General features: G+C 72.1%; 27 protein-coding genes. 10 read left to right on the top strand and 17 right to left on the bottom strand.

Annotated elements, in window-relative coordinates; translation table 11 throughout:
- The first annotated feature begins 24 nt into the window (after positions 1-24).
- Positions 25-1,476: a M28 family peptidase gene (locus MED15_RS32485; protein ID WP_112698416.1), complete on the top strand. Its 1,452-nt coding sequence runs from the start codon at positions 25-27 to the stop codon at positions 1,474-1,476.
- Between the two features lie 60 nt (positions 1,477-1,536).
- On the opposite strand, the gene MED15_RS32480 is transcribed toward MED15_RS32485, so the two are convergent.
- Positions 1,537-2,235, bottom strand: a complete 699-nt coding sequence (locus tag MED15_RS32480) for an SDR family oxidoreductase (RefSeq protein ID WP_112587750.1) — start codon at positions 2,233-2,235, stop codon at positions 1,537-1,539.
- Between the two features lie 149 nt (positions 2,236-2,384).
- On the opposite strand from MED15_RS32480, the gene htpG reads away from it, so the two are divergent.
- Positions 2,385-4,313, top strand: a complete 1,929-nt coding sequence (gene htpG / locus MED15_RS32475; RefSeq protein WP_112737820.1) for a molecular chaperone HtpG — start codon at positions 2,385-2,387, stop codon at positions 4,311-4,313.
- Between the two features lie 202 nt (positions 4,314-4,515).
- Here the strand turns inward: htpG and MED15_RS32470 are convergent, their stop codons facing one another.
- The 3 genes from MED15_RS32470 to MED15_RS32460 form a co-directional block, all read right to left on the bottom strand.
- Entirely contained in the window at positions 4,516-4,881 is a 366-nt protein-coding gene (locus tag MED15_RS32470) for a hypothetical protein (RefSeq protein ID WP_112698414.1), read from the bottom strand.
- A gap of 122 nt (positions 4,882-5,003) precedes the next feature.
- Complete coding sequence (gene dinB, locus MED15_RS32465; protein ID WP_112698445.1) at positions 5,004-6,191, bottom strand: DNA polymerase IV; 1,188 nt, start codon at positions 6,189-6,191, stop codon at positions 5,004-5,006.
- 57 nt (positions 6,192-6,248) lie between these two features.
- Entirely contained in the window at positions 6,249-6,719 is a 471-nt protein-coding gene (locus tag MED15_RS32460; protein WP_208646759.1) for a VOC family protein, read from the bottom strand.
- Positions 6,720-6,780: 61 nt separating this feature from the next.
- Between MED15_RS32460 and MED15_RS32455 the strand changes: the two genes are divergently transcribed.
- Positions 6,781-7,758: a helix-turn-helix transcriptional regulator gene (locus tag MED15_RS32455; protein WP_112587745.1), complete on the top strand. Its 978-nt coding sequence runs from the start codon at positions 6,781-6,783 to the stop codon at positions 7,756-7,758.
- On the opposite strand, the gene MED15_RS32450 is transcribed toward MED15_RS32455, so the two are convergent.
- From MED15_RS32450 to MED15_RS32435, 4 genes are all read right to left on the bottom strand, one after another.
- A complete protein-coding gene (locus tag MED15_RS32450; protein ID WP_112698413.1) occupies positions 7,650-8,246 on the bottom strand; it encodes a GNAT family N-acetyltransferase in 597 nt (198 codons plus the stop codon). The two genes, MED15_RS32455 and MED15_RS32450, sit on opposite strands and share 109 nt — an antisense overlap.
- Positions 8,243-8,767 (bottom strand): GNAT family N-acetyltransferase, encoded by a 525-nt coding sequence (locus MED15_RS32445; RefSeq protein WP_112587741.1) that lies wholly within the window; start codon positions 8,765-8,767, stop codon positions 8,243-8,245. Before MED15_RS32445 ends, MED15_RS32450 begins: the two co-directional genes overlap by 4 nt.
- Positions 8,768-9,343: 576 nt before the next feature.
- Positions 9,344-10,918 carry an FMN-binding glutamate synthase family protein gene (locus tag MED15_RS32440; RefSeq protein ID WP_112602494.1) on the bottom strand — a complete coding sequence of 525 codons (1,575 nt, stop codon included), beginning with the start codon at positions 10,916-10,918 and terminating at the stop codon, positions 9,344-9,346.
- Positions 10,919-11,008: 90 nt separating this feature from the next.
- Positions 11,009-12,139, bottom strand: a complete 1,131-nt coding sequence (locus tag MED15_RS32435; RefSeq protein WP_112602493.1) for a peptidoglycan recognition protein family protein — start codon at positions 12,137-12,139, stop codon at positions 11,009-11,011.
- A 186-nt stretch (positions 12,140-12,325) separates the two neighbouring features.
- On the opposite strand from MED15_RS32435, the gene MED15_RS32430 reads away from it, so the two are divergent.
- The 3 genes from MED15_RS32430 to MED15_RS32420 all read left to right on the top strand — a co-directional run bounded on the left by MED15_RS32430 (position 12,326) and on the right by MED15_RS32420 (position 15,869).
- On the top strand, positions 12,326-12,796 hold the full coding sequence (locus MED15_RS32430) for a DIP1984 family protein (protein ID WP_112587734.1): 471 nt from the start codon (positions 12,326-12,328) through the stop codon (positions 12,794-12,796).
- Positions 12,797-13,154: 358 nt separating this feature from the next.
- Positions 13,155-14,267, top strand: coding sequence for a mechanosensitive ion channel family protein (locus tag MED15_RS32425; protein ID WP_112737818.1), 1,113 nt, complete (start codon positions 13,155-13,157; stop codon positions 14,265-14,267).
- Positions 14,268-14,531: 264 nt separating this feature from the next.
- Positions 14,532-15,869, top strand: coding sequence for an MFS transporter (locus tag MED15_RS32420; protein WP_112737816.1), 1,338 nt, complete (start codon positions 14,532-14,534; stop codon positions 15,867-15,869).
- Between the two features lie 46 nt (positions 15,870-15,915).
- On the opposite strand, the gene MED15_RS32415 is transcribed toward MED15_RS32420, so the two are convergent.
- From MED15_RS32415 to MED15_RS32400, 4 genes are all read right to left on the bottom strand, one after another.
- Positions 15,916-16,302 (bottom strand): VOC family protein, encoded by a 387-nt coding sequence (locus MED15_RS32415; protein ID WP_146766770.1) that lies wholly within the window; start codon positions 16,300-16,302, stop codon positions 15,916-15,918.
- Complete coding sequence (locus tag MED15_RS32410) at positions 16,299-17,024, bottom strand: DUF4287 domain-containing protein (protein WP_167457779.1); 726 nt, start codon at positions 17,022-17,024, stop codon at positions 16,299-16,301. Before MED15_RS32410 ends, MED15_RS32415 begins: the two co-directional genes overlap by 4 nt.
- 188 nt (positions 17,025-17,212) lie before the next feature.
- Positions 17,213-17,629, bottom strand: a complete 417-nt coding sequence (locus MED15_RS32405) for a YchJ family protein (protein ID WP_112737812.1) — start codon at positions 17,627-17,629, stop codon at positions 17,213-17,215.
- Between the two features lie 24 nt (positions 17,630-17,653).
- On the bottom strand, positions 17,654-18,421 hold the full coding sequence (locus MED15_RS32400) for an SGNH/GDSL hydrolase family protein (protein WP_112737810.1): 768 nt from the start codon (positions 18,419-18,421) through the stop codon (positions 17,654-17,656).
- 88 nt (positions 18,422-18,509) lie between these two features.
- On the opposite strand from MED15_RS32400, the gene MED15_RS32395 reads away from it, so the two are divergent.
- Positions 18,510-19,220 (top strand): MBL fold metallo-hydrolase, encoded by a 711-nt coding sequence (locus tag MED15_RS32395; protein WP_112602486.1) that lies wholly within the window; start codon positions 18,510-18,512, stop codon positions 19,218-19,220.
- A 19-nt stretch (positions 19,221-19,239) separates the two neighbouring features.
- Here MED15_RS32395 and MED15_RS32390 read toward each other — a convergent pair whose 3' ends face one another.
- The 4 genes from MED15_RS32390 to MED15_RS32375 form a co-directional block, all read right to left on the bottom strand.
- On the bottom strand, positions 19,240-20,340 hold the full coding sequence (locus tag MED15_RS32390) for a magnesium and cobalt transport protein CorA (protein WP_112737808.1): 1,101 nt from the start codon (positions 20,338-20,340) through the stop codon (positions 19,240-19,242).
- A 170-nt stretch (positions 20,341-20,510) separates the two neighbouring features.
- Complete coding sequence (locus tag MED15_RS32385; RefSeq protein ID WP_112726290.1) at positions 20,511-21,122, bottom strand: class F sortase; 612 nt, start codon at positions 21,120-21,122, stop codon at positions 20,511-20,513.
- A gap of 86 nt (positions 21,123-21,208) precedes the next feature.
- Positions 21,209-21,694, bottom strand: coding sequence for a hypothetical protein (locus MED15_RS32380; RefSeq protein WP_091406610.1), 486 nt, complete (start codon positions 21,692-21,694; stop codon positions 21,209-21,211).
- Between the two features lie 310 nt (positions 21,695-22,004).
- Positions 22,005-22,838, bottom strand: coding sequence for an ArsR/SmtB family transcription factor (locus MED15_RS32375; RefSeq protein WP_112587713.1), 834 nt, complete (start codon positions 22,836-22,838; stop codon positions 22,005-22,007).
- A gap of 145 nt (positions 22,839-22,983) precedes the next feature.
- Between MED15_RS32375 and MED15_RS32370 the strand changes: the two genes are divergently transcribed.
- From MED15_RS32370 to rnhA, 3 genes are read left to right on the top strand one after another with little or no spacing between them, the layout of a single operon-like run.
- Positions 22,984-24,252, top strand: coding sequence for an MFS transporter (locus tag MED15_RS32370; RefSeq protein WP_244220654.1), 1,269 nt, complete (start codon positions 22,984-22,986; stop codon positions 24,250-24,252).
- A 55-nt stretch (positions 24,253-24,307) separates the two neighbouring features.
- Complete coding sequence (locus MED15_RS32365; RefSeq protein ID WP_112737908.1) at positions 24,308-25,588, top strand: lycopene cyclase family protein; 1,281 nt, start codon at positions 24,308-24,310, stop codon at positions 25,586-25,588.
- A gap of 10 nt (positions 25,589-25,598) precedes the next feature.
- Entirely contained in the window at positions 25,599-26,072 is a 474-nt protein-coding gene (rnhA, locus tag MED15_RS32360) for a ribonuclease HI (RefSeq protein ID WP_091406604.1), read from the top strand.
- A 7-nt stretch (positions 26,073-26,079) separates the two neighbouring features.
- Here the strand turns inward: rnhA and MED15_RS32355 are convergent, their stop codons facing one another.
- Positions 26,080-26,316: a preprotein translocase YidC gene (locus MED15_RS32355; RefSeq protein ID WP_091406602.1), complete on the bottom strand. Its 237-nt coding sequence runs from the start codon at positions 26,314-26,316 to the stop codon at positions 26,080-26,082.
- Between the last annotated feature and the right edge of the window lie 5 nt (positions 26,317-26,321).

Genomic DNA, 26,321 nt, shown 5'->3' with positions numbered 1-26,321 from the left:
TCTCTCCAACCCCGAGGAGCCCCCATGAGAGGCAGAACGCTGAGCGCGGGAATCGCGCTCGCCGTGTTCGCCGGAATGACGGTGCCGCTGGCCGCCCAACCGGCGACCGCGTCACCTCCGACCGCCACGACGGTGACCCGGCCGATCGCCGCGTCCGCCGCCGCGTTGGCCGCGCCGGACATCTCCATCACCAACGTCCAGGCGCACCTGACCCAGTTCAACGCCATCGCCACCAGCAACGGTGGCAACCGACGGGCCGGCTCCGCCGGCTACACCGCCTCGCTCAACTACGTCAAGACCAGGCTCCAGTCGGCCGGTTACACCGTCAGCGAGCAGTACTGCTCCAGCTGCCGGTACCCCTCGAACAACCTCATCGCCGAGTGGCCCGGCGGCCCGGCCGACCAGGTGGTCATGTTCGGCGCGCACCTGGACGGCGTCTCGGCCGGCCCGGGCATCAACGACAACGCCACCGGCTCGTCGACCCTGCTGGAGAACGCCCTCGTCCTGGCCGCGCAGAACCCGACAGTGACCAAACGGGTGCGGTTCGCCTGGTGGACCGACGAGGAGCAGGGGCTCAACGGCTCCCGGTTCTACGTCAACTCGCTCAGCGCCACCCAGCGCGGTTACATCAAGGGTTACTACAACTTCGACATGGTCGGCTCGACCAACGGCGGGTACTTCATCAACCGGGTCACCTCGACCACGGCGGCGCCGCTGAAGGCGTACTGGGACTCGTTGGGCCTGCAACCGGAGGAGAACGTCGAGGGCCAGGGCCGCTCCGACGACTACTACTTCCAGCAGGCCGGCATCCCCACCTCGGGCTACGCCGCCGGCGCCAGCGCCCGCAAGACCAGCGCCCAGGCCGCCAAGTGGGGCGGCACCGCCAACTCCGCGTACGACCCGTGTTACCACCGGTCCTGCGACACCACCGCCAACGTCAGCGCCACAGTGCTGAACCGGGCGGCCGACGGTGTCGCGTACGCGCTGTGGCAGCTCGCCGTGGGCGGCGGCACCCCGACCTGCACCGGCGGCCAGGTGGTCGCAAACGGTGGCTTCGAGAGCGGCAGCACGCCGTGGACCGCGTCCTCCGGCGTGATCACCAACGCCAGCGGCCAGCCGGCCCGGACCGGGTCGTACAAGGCGTGGCTCAACGGGTTCGGCACCACCCGCACCGAGAGCCTGTCGCAGTCGGTGACCCTGCCGGCCGGCTGCTCCACGTACACGCTGTCGTTCTGGCTGCACATCGACACCGCCGAGACCACCAGCTCCACGGCGTACGACCGGCTCACAGTGCAGGCGGGTTCGACCACCCTCGCGACGTACTCGAATCTCAACGCCGCGACCGGTTACGTGCAGCGCAGCCTCAACGTGGGCGCGTTCGCCGGGCAGACGGTGACGCTGCGGTTCACCGGCACCGAGGACTCGTCGTTGCAGACCACCTTCGTGATCGATGACGTGACGTTGCAGGCGAGCTGACCGCGTACCCGGGAAGGGGCCGCCACCGGTTCTTCCGGTGGCGGCCCGTCGCGTGGTGGGTCAGGGGAGCTGTGGGTAGAGCGCGGCGACGCCGCCGGCCAGCCCGGCCTGCACCTGGCGGCTGAGGTCGTCGGCGAGGATCTCGTACGCGTCGGCCTCGACGCCGTCGACGCCGATGCGGGCGATCGCCGCCGGGTCCGACTTCGGGCCGGTGATGTCCGCGGCCATGTCGGTGTCCAGGTATCCGACGTGCAGGCCGGCGACCCGGACGCCCCGGTCGGCCAGTTGGACGCGCAGCACGTTGGTCATCGCCCACTCGGCGGACTTGGCGGCGCTGTAGGCAGCGTGGGTCGGGGAGCCGAACCAGGACAGGACCGAGAGCACGTTGAGGATCGTTCCGCCGCCGTTGCCGGCGATGACCGGCGCGAACGCCCGGATCGTCGACAGGGTGCCGATGTAGTGGGTCTCCAGCTCCAGCCGGACGAGGTCCAGGTCGCCGTCGAGGAGGTCGGTCCGGGTGTCGATGCCCGCGTTGTTGATCAGCAGGTTCACGCCGCCGGCCAGCTCGGCGGCGGCGGCCACCGAGGCGGGGTCGGTGATGTCGAGGCGGACCGGCGTCACGCCGGGTAGGTCGACGCTGTCGGGGTTGCGGGCGCCGGCGTAGACGGTGGCGCCCCGGGCGAGGAGTTCGGCGGCCAGGTGCCGGCCGAGGCCACGGTTGGCGCCGGTGACGAGGGCGGTGCTTCCAGCGATCTTCATGGCCGTCACGTTAGCCGACCTGACTTCTGTTGAGCAAAGTCAGCCATCTCACGGGGTTGGCCGGCCGGATCGGGAATACGACCCGGACGCGCTCACACCCCGACCCGTGACGACTCGTATCCTTTCCGCGAACCTTCGCACGAGCCGAGATGGGAGACGGTGTGAGCAACCAGGCCGAAACGTTGGAATTCCAGGCCGAGGCGCGTCAGCTCCTCCAGTTGGTGGTCCACTCGATCTATTCGAACAAGGACGTCTTCCTGCGGGAACTCATCTCGAACGCGTCCGACGCACTGGACAAGCTCCGGCTGGCCACCCTCGTCGACAAGGACCTCGTCGCCGACACCGACGACCTGCACGTCGCCCTGGAGATCGACCGCGACGCCCGCACCCTCACCGTGCGCGACAACGGCATCGGAATGACCCGCGACGAGGTCGTCCAGCTGATCGGCACGATCGCCAAGTCGGGCACCGCCGAGCTGCTGCGCCAACTGCGCGAGTCCGCCGACGCCCACGCCAAGCAGGACCTCATCGGCCAGTTCGGCGTCGGCTTCTACGCCGCGTTCATGGTCGCCGACCGGGTCACCCTGCTGACCCGCAAGGCCGGCGAGACCGGCGGCACCCGCTGGGAGTCCACCGGCGAGGGCACGTACTCGATCGAGGCGGTCGACGAGGCGCCGCAGGGCACCACTGTGACGCTGCACCTCAAGCCGGCCGACACCGAGGACAACCTGCACGACTACACGGCCGAGTGGACCGTCCGCGAGATCGTCAAGCGCTACTCCGACTTCATCGCCTGGCCGATCCGGATGAGCGTCGAACGCCAGGGCGCCGACGGTGAGGCCGCCACCCGCGAGGTGCAGACCCTCAACTCGATGAAGGCGCTCTGGGCGCGGCCCCGCGACGAGGTCGACGCCGCCGAGTACAACGAGTTCTACAAGCACGTCAGCCACGACTGGGCCGACCCGCTCGAGGTCGTGCACATGAAGGGCGAGGGCACCTTCGAGTACGAGGCGCTGCTCTTCCTGCCCAGCCACGCCCCACTGGACCTGTTCTCCCCGCAGGGCCGCCGTGGCGTCCAGCTCTACGTCAAGCGCGTCTTCATCATGGACGACTGCGAGGCGCTGGTCCCGACCTACCTGCGCTTCGTCAAGGGCGTGGTCGACGCGCACGACCTGTCGCTGAACATCTCCCGGGAGATCCTCCAGCAGGACCGGCAGATCCAGATCGTCCGCCGCCGCCTGGTCAAGAAGGTCCTCGCCACGGTCAAGGACCTCAAGGCCAACCACGCCGAGCGCTACCGCACCTTCTGGACCGAGTTCGGCGCGGTGGTCAAGGAAGGGCTGATCGACGACACCGACAACCGCGACACCCTGCTGGACATCCTGTCGGTGGCGTCCACCAACGACCCGGCCGAACCCACCGACCTGGCCGGCTACGTGTCGCGGATGAAGGACGGCCAGAGCGACATCTGGTACGCCACCGGCGAGTCCCGGGCCGCCATCGAGAACTCTCCGCACCTGGAGGCGTTCCGGGCCAAGGGGCACGAGGTGCTGCTCCTCACCGACCAGGTCGACGAGGTGTGGGTCGAGCGGGTCGGCACGTACGACGGTCGGCCACTGCGCTCGATCGCCAAGGGTGAGATCGACCTGGACACCGACGAGGAGAAGCAGCAGGCCGAGGCCGAGCGCGAGCAGCAGCGACAGGAGTTCGCCGGGCTGCTCGACTGGCTGGGGACCACCCTCACCGACAGCGTCCGGGAGGTCCGCCTGTCGTCGCGGCTGACCACCTCACCGGCCTGCGTCGTCGGCGACGCCCACGACCTCACTCCGACCCTGGAGAAGATGTACCGGGCGATGGGGCACGAGATCCCCACGACCAAGCGGATCCTGGAGATCAACCCCGGTCACCCGCTGGTGTCCGGGCTGCGCAAGGCCCATGAGCAGGGCACAGACACCGCCGCCCTGACCGAGACCGCCGAGCTGCTCTACGGCCTGGCGGTGCTCGCCGAAGGCGGTGAGCTGACCGACCCGGCCCGCTTCACCCGGACGCTCGCCGACCGGCTGGCCCGCACCCTGTAGGTGTACCTCTTCGGCTGTGGGCTCCCGGATCACCGGAAGCCCACAGCCCGCCGTGGACGTTCGGGCGTACGAGGCGCCCGGGCATCGGGAGTTGCTGCGGCGCAAAGTGGCCTGGCTCTGCCACGACAGCTGAACGCTCGGCCGGACAACCGGCCGAGCGTTCGCCTGTGCGGTGCGGATCAGTTCAGATGTTGGTGGCCCGTCACGCCGCGGAGGCGGTCTTCGCCCCTCGGTGCGACGCTGCGGGGCCGGCGTTCCAGCCCCAGCGCGCAGCTGGCACCGCTGCGTCGCGGCGCCCGTCCGTGTCGACGTCCTCGCTGTCAGTGCCGTCGATGGTCACCTCGACGGAGCTGGGAGTGCTGCGCGCCAGTCGCAGCGAGTGCTCGGCGCCGGTGCGGGCCGCGCACGGCCAGGACTGCCCGGCGCACTGGAGGTTGCGGCACTGGCCCTCGTCGTCCGGCTCGTGTGCGCTCAGCACGTCGATTGCCAACTGCCACAGCAGCGGGTCGGTCACGTCGTGCGGACGCTCGGCGGTGCGACTCGGTCGGTTGCTGGTGTCGTCGGACATGGTGGGCCCCCCTCGTCAGGCTGTACCCCCCAAGGGTCACCCGTCAGCCGCCGGCTAAACCGCCGACCTGCTGTGATGTGTCTCTGATCGCAGCTCGGTCGTGGACGCCGCACGCTTATCGGTCAGTCCGGCAGAAGTGGCATCTCCACGCCCGGCTCCCGGCCGAGCAATATCGCCCGCGTGAGCGCTGCTGATCCGAACCGGTCGCGGACCGCGTCGACCGCAGCGTCCAGATGGGACCCTGGGTCCGGCTGGAACGGCAGCTCAGGCTGGACCGGGTTGTCGTCGAGGTTGCCCACGGAGACACCGATCAGGGTGATGCCACGGCGATCGATCTCGGGCAGCGCCGCGCGTAGCAGCGCACGCGCGGCGGCGAGCAGTGGCGTCGTGTCCGCCGTCGCCTTACCCACCGTGTGCGAGCGGGTCGCCCGGGTGTAGTCGCCGAAGCGCAGCCGCAACACCACGGTGCGGCCGGACCGCCCGGCCGTCCGCATCCGCCGGCTGACCCGGTCCACCAGGCCGGCGAGGATGGCGTCCAGTTCCGTCGAAGCGTGCGGGCTGCGACTCAGCGCGTGCTGCGCGCCCATCGAACCGCGCCGCCGCCCCACCTGCACCGCCCGGGGGTCGCGATTGTGCGCCAGCGCGTGCAGGTGCCGGCCGGCGCCCGCACCGAGCAGCGACACCAGCGCCGCCTCACCGAGGCGGGCCACCTCCCCGACGGTACGGATCCGGCGTTCGCGCAGCTTCGCGGCCGTGACCGGGCCGACGCCCCAGAGCCGTTCCACCGGCAGCGGGTGCAGGAACGCCAGCTCGGCGTCCGGTGCGACGACCAGCAGGCCGTCCGGTTTCGCCACGCCGCTGGCCACCTTGGCCAGGAACTTCGTGCGGGCCACCCCCACCGTGATCGGCAGGTGGACCCGGTCGCGGACCTCCCGGCGCAGTCGTTCGGCGATCTCGGCCGGTGGCCCGACCAGCCGCCGCAGACCACCCACGTCGAGGAACGCCTCGTCGATGGAGAGCCCCTCGACCAGCGGTGTGGTCTGCCGGAAGATCTCGAAGACCGCGCGGCTCGCCGCCGTGTACGCCGACATCCGCGGCGGCACGACGATCGCGTCCGGGCACAGCCTTCGCGCCTGCTGGCCGCCCATCGCGCTGCGGACGCCCCGCGCCTTCGCCTCGTAGCTGGCCGCGAGCACCACGCCGCCACCGACGATCACCGGCCGCCCACGCAGGCGCGGGTCGTCGCGCTGCTCGACCGACGCGTAGAACGCGTCCAGGTCGGCGTGCAGGATGCTGGCGCCGGGCGACACGTACACATGTTCGCATGGCGTCCGGCGAGTGCGGCAGTGAGCTGGGGGAACGTCCGATCAGTCGAGGCAGAACTCGTTGCCCTCGGGGTCGGCCATGATGAGATGACCGGCGCCCAACGGGGGAGCGGGCTCGTGCCGACTGAGCCGCTTGGCACCATGCGAGACGAGCCGTTCGGCTTCGGCCTCCAGGGCCGCCATCCGCTCGTCACCCTCCAGCCCGGGGGCCGCGCGTACGTCGAGGTGGACGCGGTTCTTCACCTGCTTGTGCTCCGGCACCCGCTGAAAGAACAGCCGTGGCCGCGTGCCCTCGGGGTCGACCACCGCCGACGCGTCGTTGCGGTTCTCCGGCGGCACACCCATCGCCTCCAGCGCCTGGTCCCACGACTCGAAGTCTCCGGGTGGCGCCTGCACCTGGTAACCGAGCGCCTCGGCCCAGAACGTGGCCAACCGCGCCGGGTCGGCGCAGTCGAACGTGATCTGGACGTCGCGGGTCACGGCGGATCCCTGCTTCCTGTTCTGATCGGTCATGATCCCAGCCTCTCGCGGATAGCGGACAGGGTTGTTCCGCTATCCGTGCAACGATCGACGGGTGACCGTCGAGGCGACGACCGAGCGGGTGCTGCGCCTGCTGGCGCTGCTGCAACGACGACTGTCCTGGACGGCCGCCGAACTCGCCGCCGAGCTGGGGGTCACCGGCCGGTGCGTGCGCCGCGACGTGCAGCGTCTGCGGACGCTCGGCTACCCGGTGCGCGCGGTGTCGGGCGTCGGCGGTGGCTACCAACTCGGTGCGGGCACCCGGCTGCCGCCGTTGCTTCTCGACGACGAGGAGGCGATCGCCACGGCGGTGTCCCTGCGCCTCGCCTCCGGGGGCACGATCGCCGGGGCGAGCGAGGCGGCGCTGCGGGCACTCGCGAAGCTCGACCAGGTGATGCCGTCGCGGCTCCGCGCCGAGGTACGGGCGGTGCACGGCTCCACCGACACCCTCATCGGCCCGGTCGCCGAGATCGACGCGGAGCTGCTGGTGACACTCGCCCGGGCCTGTCGGGACGGGGTACGCGTTCGATTCCACTATCCCGGCCAAGACGCTGGTGAGCGGGAACGGACGGTCGAGCCGATCCGGATGGTCACGACCGGCCGCCGCTGGTATCTGATGGCCTGGGACGTCGACCGCGCCGACTGGCGGACGTTCCGGCTGGATCGGATGCGGGCTGCCGTGGCGACGACCTGGCGTTTCCCGGCGCGCCAGCACCCGGATCCGGTCGCCTTCGTGCAGCGGGCCGTGACCGGGGCGCCGTACCGCTACCTCGCCCGGGTGCGGGTGCACGCCCCACCGGAGCGGTTGCGGGAGGTGGTCCCACCACAGGTGGGGCGGGTCGAGGACGACCGCGACGGATGGTCCGTGCTGGTCGTCGGCGGCGACAACCTGGACTGGCTCGCCGCGCACCTCGCCCGCCTGGATCACGAGATGGAGGTGCTGGAGCCTCCGGAGCTGCGCGAGGCCGCAGGCCGGCTCGCCCGTCGCCTGGCGGTGCTGGCCGGTGCGACGTCGGAGCCCGGCGCGCGGTGACGCAGCGTGTAGTGGCGCAGCGACACCGGGCTGCCGTCGGGTGCGGCCCATGGTGCCGTGGTGGTGCCGACGCACCGCCATCCTGCGCGCTCGTACAGCGCGGCGGCCGCGGTGCCATCGGCGGCCAACTCCAGCACCAGATCCGTTGCGCGTTTGTCCGCCCACTGGCGGGCCCGGTTCAGCAGCGCGCTGCCCAGCGCCAACCCACGGGCTTTTGGCACCACGAAGAGACGAGCCACCTCGGCCGTCGGCCGGCCGGGCGGCCCGTCCACCTTCTCGGGGATCCGATGCACCGCCACGTGTCCGACAACGGCCGCGTCGGCATCAACGGCGACCCAGGCTCGCGCCGGGTGCGGCTCGCGCAGCCAGCGGTGCGGGTCGGCGGGCCAGTTCAGCGGGTACCCGTCGGCCCGGTGAACCACGGCGAGCGCCGCGACGCAGCCGTCCAGGTCGGTGGCGCGCCGCCGACGGATAGCGGGTCGGTTCACAGGTCGTCGAACGGGCCGGCGTAGCGGAACTCGCCCTGGATCGACTCGCGCCACGCGTGCAACGGGCGAGCCATGAAGTACTGCGGCCCCCACGGCTGCGGAGGGGTGACGCCCAGTTCGACGGCCGGCCGGAACCCGAAGCGCGGGTAGTAGTCGGGATGCCCGAGCAGCACCACCAGCGGTTCGTCCCGCGCGTCGGCCGCGCCGAGCACGGCGTGCATCAACGCACTGCCGACCCCCCGCCGCTGCCAGTCGGGCAGCACGCCCAGCGGCCCCAGCCCGAGCGCCACCGGCGCACCACCCACCCGGCCGCGGGTGGCCACCACGTGACCGACGACCTGGCCGTCCGAATCGGTCGCCACCAGGGAGTACGCGGGCAGCCAGCCCTCGTCGGCGCGCAGCGCGTCGACGAGGGTCGCCTCGACCGGTACGCCGTCACCGCCGTCGGCCTTGGCGAAGGCTGCGGAGTGCACCGCCCGAATGGCGTCGACGTCAGCGGGTGTCTCGCGTCTGATCAGCACCGCGCCACCATACGGGTGCCCTCGGCAGCGGCTCCACGCGTTATCCCGTCAAAGCCGGACGACGCGGCGTCCTCGGCCCGCCCCACCCGAGGCGCTGGCGGCGATCGTCAGGATGTCCGCGAGGTGTCGCGGCAGGCCACGCGCCCAGCACCGCACCGCCGAGCAATGCCGGAGCGGCGCGGGCCGGTCGGTCGCTGAGCCGGGGCTGTTGCCGCATCGGCGGCGGCTGGAGGGCATGTCGCGAAAACGGGCTATACCTCTGAGTCATATTTATGACTCACAGGTATATCGCTCATCAGCGAATATGCCTCCCGGTCGGGGTGGCTGGCGTGCCGGAGCCTGGGCCCGGTCGGTGGCTGGCGTGCCGGAGCCTGGGCCCGGTCGGTGGCTGGCGTGCCGGAGCCTGGGCCCGGTCGGTGGCTGGCGTGCCGGAGCCTGGGCCCGGTCGGTGGCTGGCGTGCCGGAGCCTGGGCCCGGTCGGTGGCTGGCGTGCCGGAGCCTGGGCCCGGTCGGTGGCCGGGGTGGCTTAGCGGCCAGGCCTGGTTCGAGCCAGGCCGGGCCAGGTCGGGCGCGATCTCAGCCGACGGCGGTGGCGGAGGGTGGGGCGCTGCCGCCCTGGGGTGCCTCCGGGATCATCAGCCGGATGATCTCCGCCTGGTCGGCGGGCGAGGGCAGTCCCCATTCGGGCCGGTAGCCGTACACCTGGTGCAGTGGGGTGGAGCCGGTGCGGCCGTCCAGGATCTCCACGGCGTCGGTGCCGATCAGGCCGGGGTGTTCGACGCCGCAGGCCTCGGCGACCTTGGTCAGGTCGCGGCGCAGCGTCCGCAGGTAGTTGGCCGCCCGGACCGATTTCAACGTCGGGTCCAGGCCCCGGGCGAGCCACGTGTTCTGGGTGGCGACGCCGGTGGGGCAGGTGTCGGTGTGGCACTTCTGCGCCTGGATGCAGCCGATCGCCAGCATCGCCTCCCGACCGACGTTGACCAGGTCGCAGCCGAGCGCGAACGCCACGATGGCGTTGTCCGGCAGGCCGAGCTTGCCGCCGCCGACGAAGACCACCTGTTCGTGCAGATCGTGCTCGGCGAAGATCTTGTATACCCGGGAGAAGCCCTGTTGGAACGGGAGTGACACCGAGTCGGTGAAGATCAGTGGCGCGGCCCCGGTGCCGCCCTCGCCGCCGTCGATCGTCACGAAGTCCACACCCCGGCCGGTGTCCCGCATCAGGGTGGCCAACTCCTGCCAGAAGACCAGGTCACCGACCGCCGACTTGATGCCGACCGGCAGTCCTGTCTCGGCGGCCAGCAACTCCACCCAGTCGAGCAGGCTGTCGCAGTCGGAGAACTCGGCGTGCCGGGACGGGCTGACGCAGTCCTGACCGGCCGGGATGCCCCGGGTGGCGGCGATCTCGGCGGACACCTTCGCCCCGGGCAGCAGCCCACCGAGGCTCGGCTTGGCGCCCTGGCTCAGCTTGATCTCCAGTGCCCGCACCGGTGCGCCGGCGACCAGGTCCTTCAGGCGGTCGAGGCTGAACCGGCCGTGCTCGTCGCGGCAGCCGAAGTACGCGGTGCCGAGTTGGAAGACCAGCTCACCACCGTTGCGGTGGTACGGCGACAGGCCGCCCTCGCCGGTGTTCTGCAGGCAGCCGGCGAGCGCCGCCCCCTTGTTGAGCGCGGTGATGGCGTTGCCGGAGAGCGAGCCGAAGCTCATCCCGGAGATGTTGACGACCGACTCGGGTCGGAACGCCCGGGCGCGTCCCCGTGCCGCGCCGAGCACCTTCGCGCAGGGCAACCGCACGTCGTGCCCGGCGGTCGGTGACGACGGCGGCACGGCACGACCGAACGTGCGGTGCTTGATGATCGGGTACCCGGGGGTGTACTCGATGTCGTTGTCAGTGCCGAAACCGAAGTAGTTGTTCTCCTGCTTGGCCGACGCGTACACCCAGCGGCGCTGGTCGCGGGTGAACGGTCGCTCCTCGTTGTTGCCGGCCACGATGTACTGCCGTAGCTCCGGCCCGATCGTCTCCAACAGGTAGCGGGCCCGGCCGAGGACCGGAAAGTTGCGCAGCAACGCGTGGTCGCGCTGGATCAGATCCCGCGCGGCGAGGGCCGCGACGGCGGCGGCGACAGCGGGTACGGCTCGACGGGCCCAGGTCATGCCCGGGACTCTTTCCGCCCGGGCGGCGGATCAAACCGGTGAGCTGGCTCGTGGCGGTGCGGGCGTGGGCCGCGCACCGCCACCACGCGCTCAGCGGTGCCGGAACGACTCGCGGACCGATCCGCCAACGACGGTGCACCACGTGCTCGTGCTGAGCTTGCCGTTGCGGGGCAGACCGTGCAGCGCCTGAAGGTCCTGCACCGCCCTCCGGGTGGCGTGGTCGTACGCCCCGGTGACGGTGACTGCGTACCCCTTGGTGGCGAGGATTTCCTGCACGGCCGTGACCGGCGCTCCGGCGGCGTGCTGGTCCAGCTCCGGCGCGAGGGTCTCCCAGGTCGGCGTGGTGAGTGTGGCGTCCACGTCCACCGCGATGCCGTTGCGGGCCTGCCAGTCCTGCACTGCCGCGACGGTCGCGGCGTCGAACGTGCCGCTGACGGTCACCGGGTAGCCCCGGTGGGCGAGCAGGTGCTGCACCACCCGGACCGAGGGGGAGTTGACGAAACGCCACAGGTCCGGCCAGCGACGCGCCGGCACGTCACCGAGCCTGGTGCCCAGGGCGGCGTGCACCCGCCGCCGCAGCTCGGGGAACTGCCGATAGAAGGCCGCGCCCGGGCACTGGGTGGTGCGGAAGTCCCAGTGGCCGAAGATGTCGTGCGCGTGCAGCCCGTACTGCCGGCAGATCGCGACGCAGAGCTTGACCAGCGAGTCGGTCAACGCCTCGGGTGGCGTCTCGGTGACGTAGGTGCCCTCGTTCTCGATGCCGATGGCCCGGCCGTTCTCACCTGGACAGTGCGCCGAGATCATCTGCCGGTCGCCGGCTTCCAGGCGCTCCAGGCTGCCCCGGCGGCCCTCCAGCACGTACCCGCCACGGCTCACCGTGAAGTGCTGGCCGGTGTCCGACCAGCCGTTGCCGTCCATGTGCAGGTCCTGGCAGTCGTGGGCCAGCTTGACCGCCTGCTCGCGGGAGTAGTCGGTGACGTTCGGGAACGCCATGTGGTGCACGATGATCTTGTTGGTGGCGATGGCGCTCACCGACAGCGGGTCCTTCGGCGGGCGGGCGGCCCACTCGTCACAGCTGATAATCCAGTCCAGGTCGGTGCCCGGCGCGGCGTGCGCCGCGCCCGGGAAGGCGAGTTCGCTCCCGACGACGGCGACCGTTGCGGCGCCGAGACCGGCCCGCAGCAGCGTCCGGCGATCCACTTCGGAATGGTCGACGTGCATTGCATCTCCTCCTGCGGCCGACGGCGGGGGGATGAAAAGTAGCTCCAGTGGCCGCACGTACTCCGGAGAATATTGCCAAGACTCGTCCGCGCGCTAGAGGGCGCCCACCCCTGACGGGCAGCCCGAAAACCGGTCGGCCGAAAGATCAACGTTCGGCTAACCTGGCCGCTGACTCGGGGGTGGAAGATGAAACTTGGTGAGGCGCTGACCGAACGCGCCGAGGCGGCACGACGGGTCGAGCAGCTGCGGGCCCGGATCAACGGCAGCGCCCGGTACCAGGAGGGCGAGCTGCCTCCGGAGGACGCCGCGGTGCTCATGACGGAGTTGGACCAGGTTCTCGACAACCTGGAGACGCTGATCCGGCGCATCAACCGGACCAACGCCACGGTGCCGGTCGACGACCTGGGCACGCTCACCGACGCGTTGGCCCGGCGGGACGTCCTGCGACTGCGGCACGCGGCCGTCACGGCGGCCGCCGACGCCGCAGCCGGCAGCGGGCGTGGTCACCTGGCCCGGCAGCTCCGCTCCGAGCTGAAGATGCTCGCCGCGTTGCCGGTCGCCGAGCTTCGGGAACGCGCCGACGGGCTCGCCGGGCAGCTGCGCGAGCTCGAGGTGCGGATTCAGCGCACCAACTGGGAGGCTGACCTGCTGGACTGAGTGACTCCAGCAGCGATGTGGAGCAGGTAGCCGTCGTGGAGGCGTGTACACACAGGGCCGGGCTGCAATCCCGGCACCCTTCTTGGCGCGCGGTGGGCAGCGCGGGGTTCGACTCCCCACGCACGACGCAGCCCAGCACCGAGGACAGGTAACACCGCAACACGCACACCTCATCACCACGTACAGATCCTCGACGGCGAGGGCGGGTTCGGGGCACTCCACATCCGCGCGGCCGCGTGCTGTTCGCTCACCAGCACCCGGTCGTGAGGGCGGCCCTGCCTGGTCGGCGTTTCCGCGCGTCGGGTCGGGGGTAGGTCGGGGCTGACCGTTCCGGCTGCCCCACTTAAGGAATGACCAGATGAGTGACAACGTCAGCGACGCGGTGGGCGACGCTCTCCGCTCGGTGATGCTCTTCCTGCCCAAGGCCGTCGCCTTCCTGGCGATCCTGGTGGCCGGATGGCTGATCGCCAAGGCCGTACTGAAGATCGTGGAGAAGGTCCTCGAACGGGTCGGCTTCGACCGCGCCGTCGAACGCGGCGGCATCCGCCGTGCGTTGAGCCGCTCCCGGTACGACGCCAGTGACATCGTCGCGAAGCTCGTCTACTACGCGGTGCTGCTGTTCACCCTTCAGCTCGCCTTCGGCATCTGGGGCCCGAACCCGATCTCCGACCTGCTCGGCGCGGTGATCTCGTGGCTGCCCCGCGCCTTCGTCGCGATCGTCATCGTCGTGGTCGCCGCCGCCATCGCCAACGCGGTCAAGGACATCATCAGTGGCGCGCTCGGCGGCCTGTCGTACGGCCGGGTGCTGGCCACCATCGCCTCGGTGTTCATCCTCGGCCTCGGTGTCATCGCGGCGCTGAACCAGATCGGTGTGGCCACCGCGGTCACCACTCCCGTGCTGATCGCCGTGCTGGCCACGATCGGCGGCATCCTCGTCGTCGGTGTCGGCGGCGGTCTGATCCGTCCGATGCAGAGTCGGTGGGAGTCGTGGCTGACCCGCGCCGAGCAGGAGTCGCAGCTGATCGCCGAGCACGCCCAGGCGTACCGGGCCGGTCGCCGCGACGCCGAGGCCGAGCTGGCCCGCCGGTCGGCCACCACCAGCGGCGCGGAGGCCACCCAGGTGGTGCCCCGGCCCGCCGACGCCGACGCCACCCAGGTGGTGACCCGGCCCACCGACCCGGAGGCCACACAGGTCGTCCACTTCCCGGTCAGCTCCGACGCCACCCAGGTGGTCAATCGCAGCGCCGTCGACGACGTTACGCCGACGCCGGCCCGGCCCTCCGCGACCGACGACACGACCCAGGTGGTCAGCGGCTCGACCGACTCAGACGTCACGCAGGTGGTGGGCGCCGGCGCCGACCCCGACGCCACCCAGGTGGTCACGGGCGGCACCGATCGCTCGGTGCCCGGGCAGCGCACCAGCGACGACAGTGAGACCACCACTGTCATTCCGCCGGTCGACCGGCGCTGACACCAGCGGTACGGCGGCGGGGCGGGATCGATCTGATCCCGCCCCGCCCCTCGTCGTGCGCCCCGCCTCGCTCACCCGCCCCGCCTCGCTCACCCGGCACGGTCGCGCTTCCCGGCACGCCGAAAGCGCTGGCCGCGGCCGCGTCGGTTGTCTAGCATCGCGGGCATGACCTGGCGACATTGATCCAGCAGCGTCGGCCGATCCCGTGGGCCACCACGGGCACCGCACGTCCGGTGTCCGTCTCCACTCCCACGGGAAGGCCCCATGACCCCCATCGCTTCGCGTGTGCCCGAGCCGGCGGTCCGTCAGTTGACGGCGACCCTCTACGGGTACGCGTTCCTCAGTGACCTCGTCCTGCTCTACCCGCTGTACGTGGTGTTCTTCGCCGACACCGGGCTGTCGGTGGGGCAGATCGCGTCGCTCTTCGTCATCTGGTCCGCCGCCGGCATCCTGTTCGAGGTGCCCTCCGGCGCCTGGGCCGACGTGCTGTCCCGCCGGCTGCTGCTGTGCCTCGCCCCGCTGGTGGCCGCAGCCGGTTTCGCGCTCTGGGTGCTGCTGCCGTCGTACCCGGCCTTCGCAGTCGGCTTCCTGCTCTGGGGCGCCGGTGGCGCACTGGTCTCCGGTGCGCTGGAGGCGTTGGTCTGGACCGAGTTGGACCGGCTCGGCGCTGTCGGCCGGTACGCCCGGGTGCTCGGGCGGGCGCGGACGGCGGGCGTGCTGGGCGTGGTGGTCTCCGGAGTGCTCGCCGGCCCGGTGCTCGCCGTCGGCGGGTACCCGGTGGTCGGCGCGGCCAGCGTGCTCGCCTGCCTGCTCGCCACGATCGTCGCCACCCGCTTCCCGGAACACCGCGCGCCCGCCGCCGTACGCGTTCCGGTCGCGGAGCCGGCGATGGCCGCCCGGCCGGTGGGCGCCGCACCATCCCGGCCGGACGAGCTGGACACCGCCCCGCCCGCGAGCCCGGACGACGATGGTGACCTGGGGTGGTGGGACACGCTGCGGGCCGGAGTGTCACAGGTCCGCACCCGTCCGCCGGTACGGGCGGCCGTGCTGCTGGTGGCCGTGGTCGCCGCCGACTGGGGTGCTCTGGACGAGTACACCCCGCTGCTCGCCCTGGACACCGGCGTCGGGGCGCAGGCCGTGCCCCTGTTGTTGCTGCTGCTCTGGGCCGGAGTGACAGTCGGCGGGCTGCTCGCCCCGGCGGGGGAGCGGCTGGGCAGCCGAGGCTACGCCGCGCTGCTGGGGCTGGTCGGCGTCGCGCTGGCCGCGGGTGCCCTGCTCCGGCATCCGGCGGGGTTCATCCTGCTCGCGGTGGCCTTCGGCGCCGCGCAGTTGGCCACCGTGCTGGCCGACGCGCGGCTCCAGGCCCGGATCACCGGCACCAGCCGCGCCACCGTCACCTCCCTGGCCGGGATGGCCACCGACGTGCTGATCATCGTGACGTACGCCGGCTACGGTCTGCTCGCCACGGCGGCCGGCAACGCGGTGGCGTTCGCGCTGACCGCCGGGGCGTACCTCGTGGTGGCGCTGGTGCTGCTGACCCGTCGGCGCCGGACGGCCGTGCCCGCCGGCGTGGCCGCGGTCGTGTCGGGCGGCCCGGACTGACCGGGGCCCGGCGGCGGCCTTTTCGGGCCGCCGCCGGGCCGCACTGTCAGCGGGCCAGGTGCAGGAACGACCACTGGTGGCCGTCGAGGTCGCGGAAGCCACGCATGTACATCGGCCCGTTGGCCATTCCCGGCCCGAGCGACTCCCCACCGGCGACCGCCGCCTGGTCGACCAGTTCGTCGACCTGCCCCCGGCTCGACGCCGACAGCCCGACGATGACCTCCCGGCTGGTCGCCGTGTCCGTCGTGGCGACCCCGGTGTACGCCTCGAAGCCCGAGCGGAGGTGCAGCACCAGCCGGGTGGTGTCGGAGACGGTGAGCACCATGCTGTCGCCGTCCGGCTCGGCCTGGTCGCTGGTGAAGCCGATCGCCCGGTAGAACTCGGTGGCGGTGGTCAGGTCGCGCACCGGCAGGTTGATGAATGTCATGGTCATCGGTGGTCTCCGTCCGTTTCGAACAACACCTTCAGTGCGGCGAGCCGGTCCCGCCAGTACGCCTTGAGCTCCGCGGCCTGCTCGGCTCCGGTCAGCTTCTCGTGCAGGACGTTGACCCGGGCCTTTGACTCGCCGACAGCGTCGATGCCGACCACGATCCGGGTGGGGCCACCGGCCCAGTCGGCCCGGAAGATGCGCGGCGCGGTGGCGGTGCGGACGCGCACCTCGACGTCGGGCAGCCAGCGGGCGCGTGCCGTCTCGTCGGCGAACGCCTCGAACAACCGCAGCGCCGGCACGGCCACCGTCCGGCTCGCGCTGGCCTCGAAGCCACCGCCGCGTCGTTGACCCGGCGCACGCAGGCCGCGTGACTGCTCGTACCCGACGGTGATGGTCTGCGCCCACCAGCCCGGCACCTCGTGTTCGGTGGCCAGGTGACGGGCGATCCGGGTGTGCGTCCACTCGGTGGCGGACGCGGCGTCGAGCACTGCGAACCACTCGTCCCAGCCGCGGCCGGTCCGGGCGCGGATCAGATCGTCGGCGATCCGCTCGGTCTGCGCCACGGCAGCCGCGGCGGTCGGTTCGGTAGGCGCTGGCGGGGACGCGGCGGTGGACGCCGGCTCGGCGGCCCGATTGATCAGGTGCCGGCGGGCGGTGGTGTAACTCTCGCCGGTCTTCTCCATCCGGGCTCGAACCCGGGCCTTGAACGATCTCTGGGTGGTCATCACATGCTCCCGGTCAACGGCACGGTCACCGGGACTCACGCTCCCGCCGACCCCGCCGGAGTGGGGCATGTGGCACCACGTCCCGAGGGCTCAAGGCCCCCTTTGCCTCCGCGTTGCCGGCGGCGTGAGCGCCGGGAGGGAGGTGCGGCGTAGGACTACGCCGACGTCATCCTACGCCCAAACAGCCGTCAGGGTTGGTCACCGTCGAGGTAGACCCACCGGCCGTTCTCGCGGACGAACCGGCTGTGTTCGGTCAACGTGCCGGGCCGGCCCGCGTCCCGGTAGTGGGCGTGGAAGGTCACCGTGCCGGCGGTGTCGAGCAGGCCGCCCCGCTCGGTCTCCACGATCTCCAGTCGGGTCCACCGCTGCCCCGGGTCGAGCTCCAGGGAGGCGGGCCGGGTCGAGGAGTGCCAGCTGCGCAGCAGGTAACCGGAGTCGCCGAGGGCGAAGGCGCTGAACCGGGAGCGCATCAACGCCTCGGCCGTCGCCGGGGCGTCGCCGCCGTGCGCCGGCGCGCAGCAGTCCGCGTACGCCCGGCCGGAGCCGCACGGGCACACCCGTCCCGTCGTCGCATTCGCCCGCCGACGTCCCGCACCCTTACCCACGTCGCTAATCCTGCCGCACCCGACCTAGTCGAGCGGCACCGGCAGCGGCACCGGCCGCTTGGCCACCCGGTCGTCGCCCGACGAGCGGCCGCGTAGGTGCCGGGCGATCCAGGGCAGCAGGTGCCGGCGGGTCCAGGCCAGCTCGGCGCCGAACACCTCGCCGCGGCGGCGCCGGGGTGCCGGCGGCAACGGCCGCGTCCAGGAGTCGTCGAACCCGGGCAGACCCGCCGTGTACGCCAGTGCGGCGGCGATGCGCTCGTGCCCGGCGCTGTTGGCGTGCAGCCGGTCGTCGCTCCACAGCCGGGGATCGGAGGAGACCGGGTGCGCGCCCAGGTCGAGGAGGGTGGCGCCGGTCCGTGCGGTGGCGGCTCGCAGCGCCTCGTTGAGCGCCAGCATGCGACCACGGAGCGGCCGGGCCAGCGGCATGACGGGTGCCGGATCCGGCATCGTGAAGGTCAGCACGGTGGCCCCCTGCCCGACCAGTGCCTGCTGCATCGCCGCCACATCCCCGGCGACCTGGTCCGCGTCGAAGGAGGGGCGCAGCACGTCGTTCATGCCGGCGACCACGGTGGCCAGGTCGGGGGCCAGGTCGAGGGCGGGCTGGAGCTGCTCGGCCCGGATCAGCGCGGTGGTCCGGCCACGGATGGCCAGGTTCGCGTATTCCAGACCCCCCTGGGCACGGGCCACCGCCAGGGCGAACCGGTCGGCCCAGCCCCGGTAGCCGCCGGCGCCGTCCGGGTCGTCGAGCCCTTCGGTGGTGCTGTCGCCGATCGCCACGTACCGCTGCCACATCACCCGCGCGAGGTTAGCGCTCCGTCAACCCAGGCGGGCCGCCGGTCGGTCGAGAACGACAGTTGACGATCGCTCCTAGACTCGCGACATGACGCGAGCCCCTGCGGTGCCACTGGCCCCGAACGTCTGGCGTATCCCGACGGTGGGCCGCTCGGCCGTCAACTCGTACGCCTTCGTCGACGACGACGGCAGTGTCACGCTTGTCGACTGCGGGCTGGCCAAGGCGCCGGCCCGGATCGTGCGCGGGCTCGCGGCGATCGGCAAGGCGCCGGCGGACGTCACCCGGATCGTGCTCACCCACGCGCACCCCGATCACGCCGGCGGAGCGGCGGAGCTGGCCCGCCGCACCGGCGCGCCGGTCGCGGCGCACGCCGCCGACCTGCCGTACGCCCAGGCGGGTCGCGCGCCGGTCAGCGACCCGACAGTGACCGGCGGGCGGCTCTTCGCCCGGCTCAACAGCGGCCGGTTTCCGGCAGTCGAGGTGGCGCAGCCGCTGGCCGACGGGGACCTGCTCGACGTCGGTGGTGGCCTGCGGGTGGTGCACACCCCCGGGCACTCGCCCGGGCATGTGTCGCTGCTGCACGAGCCGACCCGCCTGCTGATCACCGGGGACGCGTTGTTCAACGTGCTCGGCGTCCGGTGGCCGATGAAGTGGCTGTGCAGCGACTTCCAGATGACCCGGGAGACCGCGCACGTCCTCGGCGAGTTGGATTACGACCTGGCGGCCTTCACCCATGGCCCCGAGCTGACCGACAAACCCCGCGACCACATCCGCGCCTTCCTCTCCGCGCGCCGCTGAGCAGCCCGTCGGCGGGGGTTCACAGCCAGCCGGAGCGGCGGAAGAGCCGGTACAGGAACAGGGCCGCCGCCGCCATCAGGGTGAGGGCCCCGGCGTAGCCGTAGCGCCAGGCCAGCTCGGGCATGTGATTGAAGTTCATGCCGTAGATGCCGGCGATGCCGGTCTGGGTGGCCGCGATGGCAGCCCAGGCGGCGATCTTGCGCATGTCGTTGTTCTGCTCGACGGCGAGCTGCGCCAGTCGCGACTGGACGATCGAGGTGAGCAGGTCGTCGTACGCGGCGACCCGATCCACCGCCCGACTCAGCCGGCCGTCGACGTCGACGAACCAGCGGTGCAGGGCGCGGGGCGGGCCGTCGGGTTCGAGCAGCGTACGCATCGGTGCCTGCAATGGCAGGACCGCCCGCTTGAACTCCACCACCTCGCGTTTGAGCTGGTAGATGTGCTGGATGTCGGTCGTGCGGTCGCGGGCGAACACCGCCTCCTCGACGCGCTCCAGGTCCCGTTCCACGTGCCCGGCCACCTCCAGGTAGGAGTCGACCATGCGGGCGCAGACCGCGTACGCCACCGCCCACGGTCCGGCGGCCAGCAGCGTGGGGCGGCGCTCGATGTCGGCGCGGACGCTGCGCAGCGCCCCGGCGGCGCCGTGCCGCACAGTGATGGCGAAACGGTCGCCGAGCAGCACCATGACGTCCCCGGTGTCGATCACCTCGGAGGTGTCGGTCAGCTCGTCGTGCTCCACGTACCCGGCCGTGCGCAGGACCAGCAGCGTGACCGGCCCGTGGCGCTGCACTGTGGGTCGGTGCCCGTCGGCGAGCGCCTGTTCGACGGTCAGCTCGTCGAGGCCGAAGGTCTGCCCGACCGCGGCGAGCACCGCCGGGCCGGGATCGTGCAGTCCCAGCCACACGAACGCGTCACGGCCGTGCCGCGCCCGGGCGTACGCGTCGGCGTAGTGCGGTTGACCGGGTTCCCGCCGGCCGTTGACGTAGACGGCGCAGTCGACCACGGCGTCCGGGTTGGACCGGCGAGGGGTGGGAGAGTGGCCCTCGACCCGTCCGAGCAGTCGCCGGGCCAGGGCGCGTACGCCTCGACCGGTCCGGTCCCGTACCGGTCGCTGATCCACCGCGTGCCTCCCCGTCGCCGGCGTACCGTCCCGATCAGGGGATGGTGCCATCGCATTCTGCCGAGCGGGGTCCGGCTCCCGACAGCGGGGAGGCGGCTCGGGCGGTGCGGGCGGCTGGGGCCTGCGGCACGGCTCAGGCGAGCGGTCCGGTTTCAGGCGGGCGGCGCGGCTCAGGCGGTGCGGGTGGCGAAGACGACGACGTTGTCGACGTAGTTGCCGGTGGCGGCGTCGAACCGGCCGCCGCAGGTGATGAGGCGCAGCCCGGCGGCGTCCGCCGGGCCGTAGACCAGGGTGGTCGGGAAGTGCTCCTTGGGGTACGCCCGGACGTCGTCCACTGTGAACGTGGCGACCCGTGCGTCGGCGCGGGTGACCTGTACCTGCTGCCCGGCGCGGAGCCGACCGAGGTCGAAGAAGACCGCCGGGCCGGACGGTGCGTCGACGTGTCCCACCAGGACGGCGTTGCCGGTCTCACCGGGGCTGACCCCGTGCCGGTACCAGCCGGCGAGGGTGGGCCGGTCCAGCGGTGGCACCTCCAGCACCCCGGCGGCGTCGGCGCCGACGGGGACGATGTCGGCGCGTACGTCGATGGCGGGGATCTGCACCCGGACCGGCGCGGCGGGTGGCAGCGGCGCCAGGTCCGGTGCGGGGTGGATGCGGGCCGGCGCGTCGGCCGACGGTCGTGGTGGCCGCGCCGGGTCGGCGGTGAGGCCGACGGTGATCAGCCCGAGCCCGGTCACGCCGAGCAGGGCGACCGCTGCCGGTAGGGTCCGCCGCCACCGCACGTGTGCACCTCCGTACCGGATCGTCGGGGTGCCCGCACCGGTGTCACCGGCGCGGGCACCCGTCTCAGGGATGGAACGGTCGCCGATCAGGCGACAGTGGACACCGGACGGCGCCGGCGGATCAGGATCACCGCGCCGGCGAGGGCGGTGCCGAGCAGCGTGCCGCCGGCGGCGAGAGCGCCGGTGTCACGGTTGTCGCCGCCGGAGCCGGCCGGCGCGCCGCCGATCGGGGTGACGGCGAAGGTGGCGGTGCCGGCCGAGCTGCCGTCGCCGCAGGTCGCCGCCACCGTGTACGTGCCCAGGGTGAACCCGGCGGTGAAGAGCTCGGCGCTCAGCCCGCCACCGGCGGCGGCCGTGGTGGATCGGACGTTCTGGTCGCGGTTGGGGCCGGTGACCCGGAAGAGGGCGTCACCCGACTTCGGGTTGCAGGTCGTCGCGGTGAGCACGACGGTCCCACCGACCGGAGTGGTGGCCGGTGACACAGTGGTGTCGGCCAGTGCGGCGCCCGGCAGCAGGAGCGTGCCGAGGCCCACGCCGAGCGCCGCCGAGCAGAGTGCTGTTGAGACCTTCATACGCGTCTTCCCTCACTTTTCGTCCGCTGACTGCGTGGGACGTCGTTCGGGTGGCCAACTCCGTGACTAGCACCGGTGTGCCCAACACTAGGTGGGTTGGGTCCTCGATCAGGTGAAAATGAGAAATCCTCGTTGCCGTCACGTGTCCACCCGAAGGCGGGGAGAGCTGCGGAAAGGCCCGGACGGCCCGACCGGCACCGGTGCTCCGATCGATGTCTGCTCCGGCCGGGCTGTCGCCGCTGGGCCGATGGCGAGGTATTGCCGACGACGGCGGAAATGCACCACCTGGCCGGCGCGATCCGCGCTCGGGTCAGCGGGCCTGGGCCTGGGTCGGGTCGGGCATCGGCTCGCCGGTCTCCAGCAGGGTCTTGAGGCTGGCCAGCAGCTCCGGCCAGCCGCCGCTGCCGTCGAGGTGGCCGCTGATCGCCCGGTGCATCTCACTGTCGGGGGAGAAGTCGTCGTGGATGACGGTCAGCCGGACGGTCGACCCGCTGTGCGGCTCGATCTCGAAGGTCACCTTCGACCGGCGCTCACCGAGCCGGGCGGCCAGCTCCTCGGCGGACCAGCCGAAGTGCGCGGCGTGTTCGGCCTGGAAGCCGTGCCAGCTGTAGGAGAGACGACGGTACGGCTCGGCGACGAGCACCCGCTGGCCGAGGTCGCGCGGCTCGGCGTCCGGTGCGTCCTGCCACAGCACGGGTGACCCGACCTGCCAGTCCGAAACCAGCGCGACTCCACCCCAGTAGCGACGGGTGAACGCCGGTTCGGTGAGCGCGGACCACAGTCGCTGCGCGGTGGTGGTGACGTAGGTGGTGTAGACGAAGGTCGGGCTCTCCATGGGTTGTCGCTCCAATGCGGTGGTCAGGTCGGCCAGGGTGGCGGCGCGCTCGCGGTCGTAGCGGCTGAGCCACCGGTCGGCGATGGCGTTGATCGGGGCGGCGTTGAGGTAGTGCAGCTTCTCCCGGCCGCGCCGCACGGTCGTGACGAGATTGGCCGCCTCCAGCACCGACAGGTGCTTGCTGACGGCTTGTCGGGTGCCGGCCAGCCCGTCGCACAGCTCCCGCAGGGTCTGGCCGTTGCGTTCGTTGAGCCGGTCCAACAGTCGACGCCGGCTGGGGTCGGCCAGTGCCCGGAACGCGTCGTCCATCGACCCTCCCCGCAACAGGCAACCATTCGGTTGCTTGTCAACTTAGGCAACCAATGGGTTGCCTGTCAACCCGGCCGCCAGCGGTCTTCTGGCGGCGGGATAAATCCCCGGGCGGCCAGGGGAGACGCTGGTAGGTTCGCTCGCCGTGACACGGAACGTGGGAGATGGCCTGGGAACGGTGTTCGCCAAACTCTGGGCGGCGAGCACGCTCTCGGCCCTGGGCAGCGGCCTGGCCACCGTCGCCGCGCCGCTCTTCGTCGCGTCGCGTACCGACGACCCGCTCGTGGTCGCCGGGGCGTCCGCAGTGGCGTGGCTGCCGTGGCTGCTCTTCGCCCTTCCCGGCGGGGTGCTGGTGGACCGGATGGACCGGCGCCGCCTGATGATCGTCATCGACCTGGTCCGGGTGGTCGCGCTCGCCGTTCTGGCCACGGCGATCCTCAGCGGCCGGGGCGGGGTGGTGCTGCTGTTCGCGGTGCTGTTCCTGGTCAACACCGGTGAGATCGTGTTCCGCGCGGCGAGCCAGGCCATGGTTCCGGTCATGGTGCCGAGGCACCGCCTGGAGCGTGCCAACGGCTGGCTCAGCGGCGGCGCCACCCTCATGCACAGCATGCTCGCCGGCCCGCTCGGCGGCTTCCTGTTCGCCCTCTCGGCGGGCAGCCCGTTCCTGGTCAACGCCGTCACGTACGCCCTCAGCGCCGTACTGGTGGCGCTGATCGGCGGGGACTTCCGGGCCGCCATCGGAGACACGCAGGCACGCCGTACCCGATCGATGGGCGGCGAGATCGTCGAAGGACTGCGCTGGCTGGCCAACCAACGGTTGCTGCGCACGATGGCCGTGCTGATCGGTCTGCTCAACGTGACCCTCACCGCCGCGCTCGCGGTGCTGGTGCTGCTCGCCGGCGAGCGGCTGGGACTCGGGTCCGTCGGCTACGGCCTCCTCTTCACCTGCATGGCCACCGGTGGGGTGCTCGGCGCTCTCCTCGGCGACCGGATCATCGCCCGGATCAGCGCCACCTGGACGATCCGGATCGGCCTGCTCGTCGAGGCGGGGCTGCACCTCGCGTTGGCCGCGTCCCGCAGCACCATCGTGGTCGGCTTCGCGCTGTTCGCCTTCGGCGTGCACGGCGGGCTGTGGAACATCGTGTCGAACTCACTGCGCCAACGACTCACCCCACCGAACCTGCAGGGCCGGGTGGCCAGCACGAACCTCTTCGTGGCGGCGGGCGGCAACTGCGTGGGCGCACTGCTGGGCGGGCTGCTCGCCGCCCGATTCGGCATCACCGCGCCGTACTGGGTCGGGTTGGTGGTGGCGATCGGCGTCTCCGCCGCCACCTGGCGGGTCTTCAACCGCGCCGCGGTGGCGCGCGCGTTCGCCGAGCCGCCCCCGGTCGAGTCGCCCGCCCCGGTGGCCTGAGCGCCGTTCCGGCCCATCCGGTGGTGACGCGCGACGGTGTGGCAGCGTGGTGCGGGTGACCGACTCCGCGCCGCTCGACGTCGACCTCGCGCTGCTCGGTGGTGGCGGCGCCGCGTCGTTGCTGCTCGCCGCACTGGACCGCCACGATGTCCGGGATCTGCGGATCGCCATCGTCGACCCGGTGCGCCGACGCGGTCAGGACCGCACCTGGGCATTCTGGGGTCACCCGGACAGCGACCTGGACCCGCTGCTCAGCGCGAGCTGGCAGCAGGTCGAGGTGGCGACGGCGGCGCGTCGCCGCGTCCTGGACCTCACCCCGCTGCGGTACGCCATGCTCCGCTCCGGCCCGGTCTACGACCGGGCTGCCGACGCCGAGCGTCGCCTCGACGCCACCCGGATCGTCGCGCCCGCCGAGACGGTGCGCGACGACGGCGACCGGGTGCTGGTGGGTACCGGCGACGGGCGCGGCGTACGGGCCGGCTGGGTGCTCGACTCCCGCCCCCGACCGCCGGCCCGAGCGGGGCGAACGACCTGGTTGCAGCACTTCCGGGGGTGGTGGCTGGAGGCCGACCGGCCGGTGTTCGACCCGATGCGTGCGGTGCTGATGGACTTTCGTACCCCGCAGCCGCCCCGGGGCGTCTCGTTCGGGTACGTGCTGCCGGTCAGCGACCGCTACGCCCTGGTCGAGTACACCGAGTTCTCGCCGGACCTGCTCACCGACGCCGGGTACGACGCGGCGCTGGCCGGCTACCGGGATCTGCTCGGGCTGGATCCGACCGGGTTGCGGGTGCGGGAGGTGGAGAACGGGGTGATCCCGATGACCGACGCGCCGTTCCCGGCCCGGCCCACTCCCCGCGTGGTCCGGCTCGGTACGGCCGGTGGCGCGACCCGCCCCTCCACCGGCTTCACCTTCTCCGCCATGTACCGCCAGGCGGATCAGGTGGCCCGCGCCCTCGCCGCGGGCCGCGCGCCGGTGCCCGCGCCGGCGTACCCGCGCCGGCACCGTTGGATGGACGCGGTGGCGCTGCGCGCGCTGGACCGGGGCGGGGTGGGCGGTCCCGAGTTCTTCGACCGGCTCTTCGACCGCAACCCGGCCGAGCGGGTGTTGCGCTTCCTCGACGGCGGCACCACTCCGGCCGAGGAGGTCGTGATCATGAATTCGACCCGGCTGTGGCCGATGATCGCCGCGACCGCCGGTGACGCCGTACACCGGGTCCGCGACCGGGTGCGCCCCACCCGGCCCGCGCCGGCCATCCCACCCGCGGTGGTGGGTTCAGCGCCGACGGCTCGGCGCGGCGGCCCCCCGAGCGGGGAGGATGACGTCCGCGCCCGGTAGGTTGCCGGGCATGGTGGACGCGGCGGCCGGCAGGGGCGTGCAGATCTGGACCGACGGGGCGTGCAGTGGCAACCCCGGTCCGGGTGGTTGGGGTGCGCTGCTGCGCTACGGCGATCACGAGCGGGAGCTGTGCGGCGGTGAGGCAACGCCCACCACGAACAACCGGATGGAGCTGATGGCGGCCATCCAGGCGTTGGAGAGCCTGAACCGGCCGGTCACCGTGGAGCTGCACACCGACAGCACGTACGTGCGCAACGGCATCACCAGTTGGCTGGCGTCGTGGAAGCGCAACGGTTGGCGGACCGCCGCGAAGCAGCCGGTGAAGAACGCCGACCTGTGGCAGCGGCTGGAGGCGGCCTGCGAGCGGCACGAGGTCACCTGGCTGTGGGTCAAGGGGCACAACGGCCACCCGGAGAACGAGCGGGCCGACGGGCTCGCCAACAAGGGCATGACCGAGGCGCGGGGTGCGCTGACCAGCCGCTGAGCCCGGATCAGCGGGTCGCGTCGGGGTGCCCCGGCATGCTCGACCCGCCGCCGCTGCTGCCCGACGAGCCACCGGCGACGCCCGAGTTGTCGGGCTCGGTCACGATGTCCGGCCGGACGTCGGTGTCCGCCGGTGCGGGGACCTCGGTGTCCGTCTCGACCTGCACCAGTGGCGTCTGGCCAACCTCGTCCTCGCTGTGCTGCGGGTCGCCCGGCTGCTCACCCTGGCGATTTCGGTAGCCCACGCCGT

Origin of the sequence: Micromonospora noduli (assembly GCF_003264475.1) — a bacterium.
GTDB lineage: Bacteria > Actinomycetota > Actinomycetes > Mycobacteriales > Micromonosporaceae > Micromonospora > Micromonospora noduli.
The sequence above is the reverse complement of the archived record's forward strand: the minus strand, read 5'-3'. Positions and strand labels throughout refer to the sequence as shown.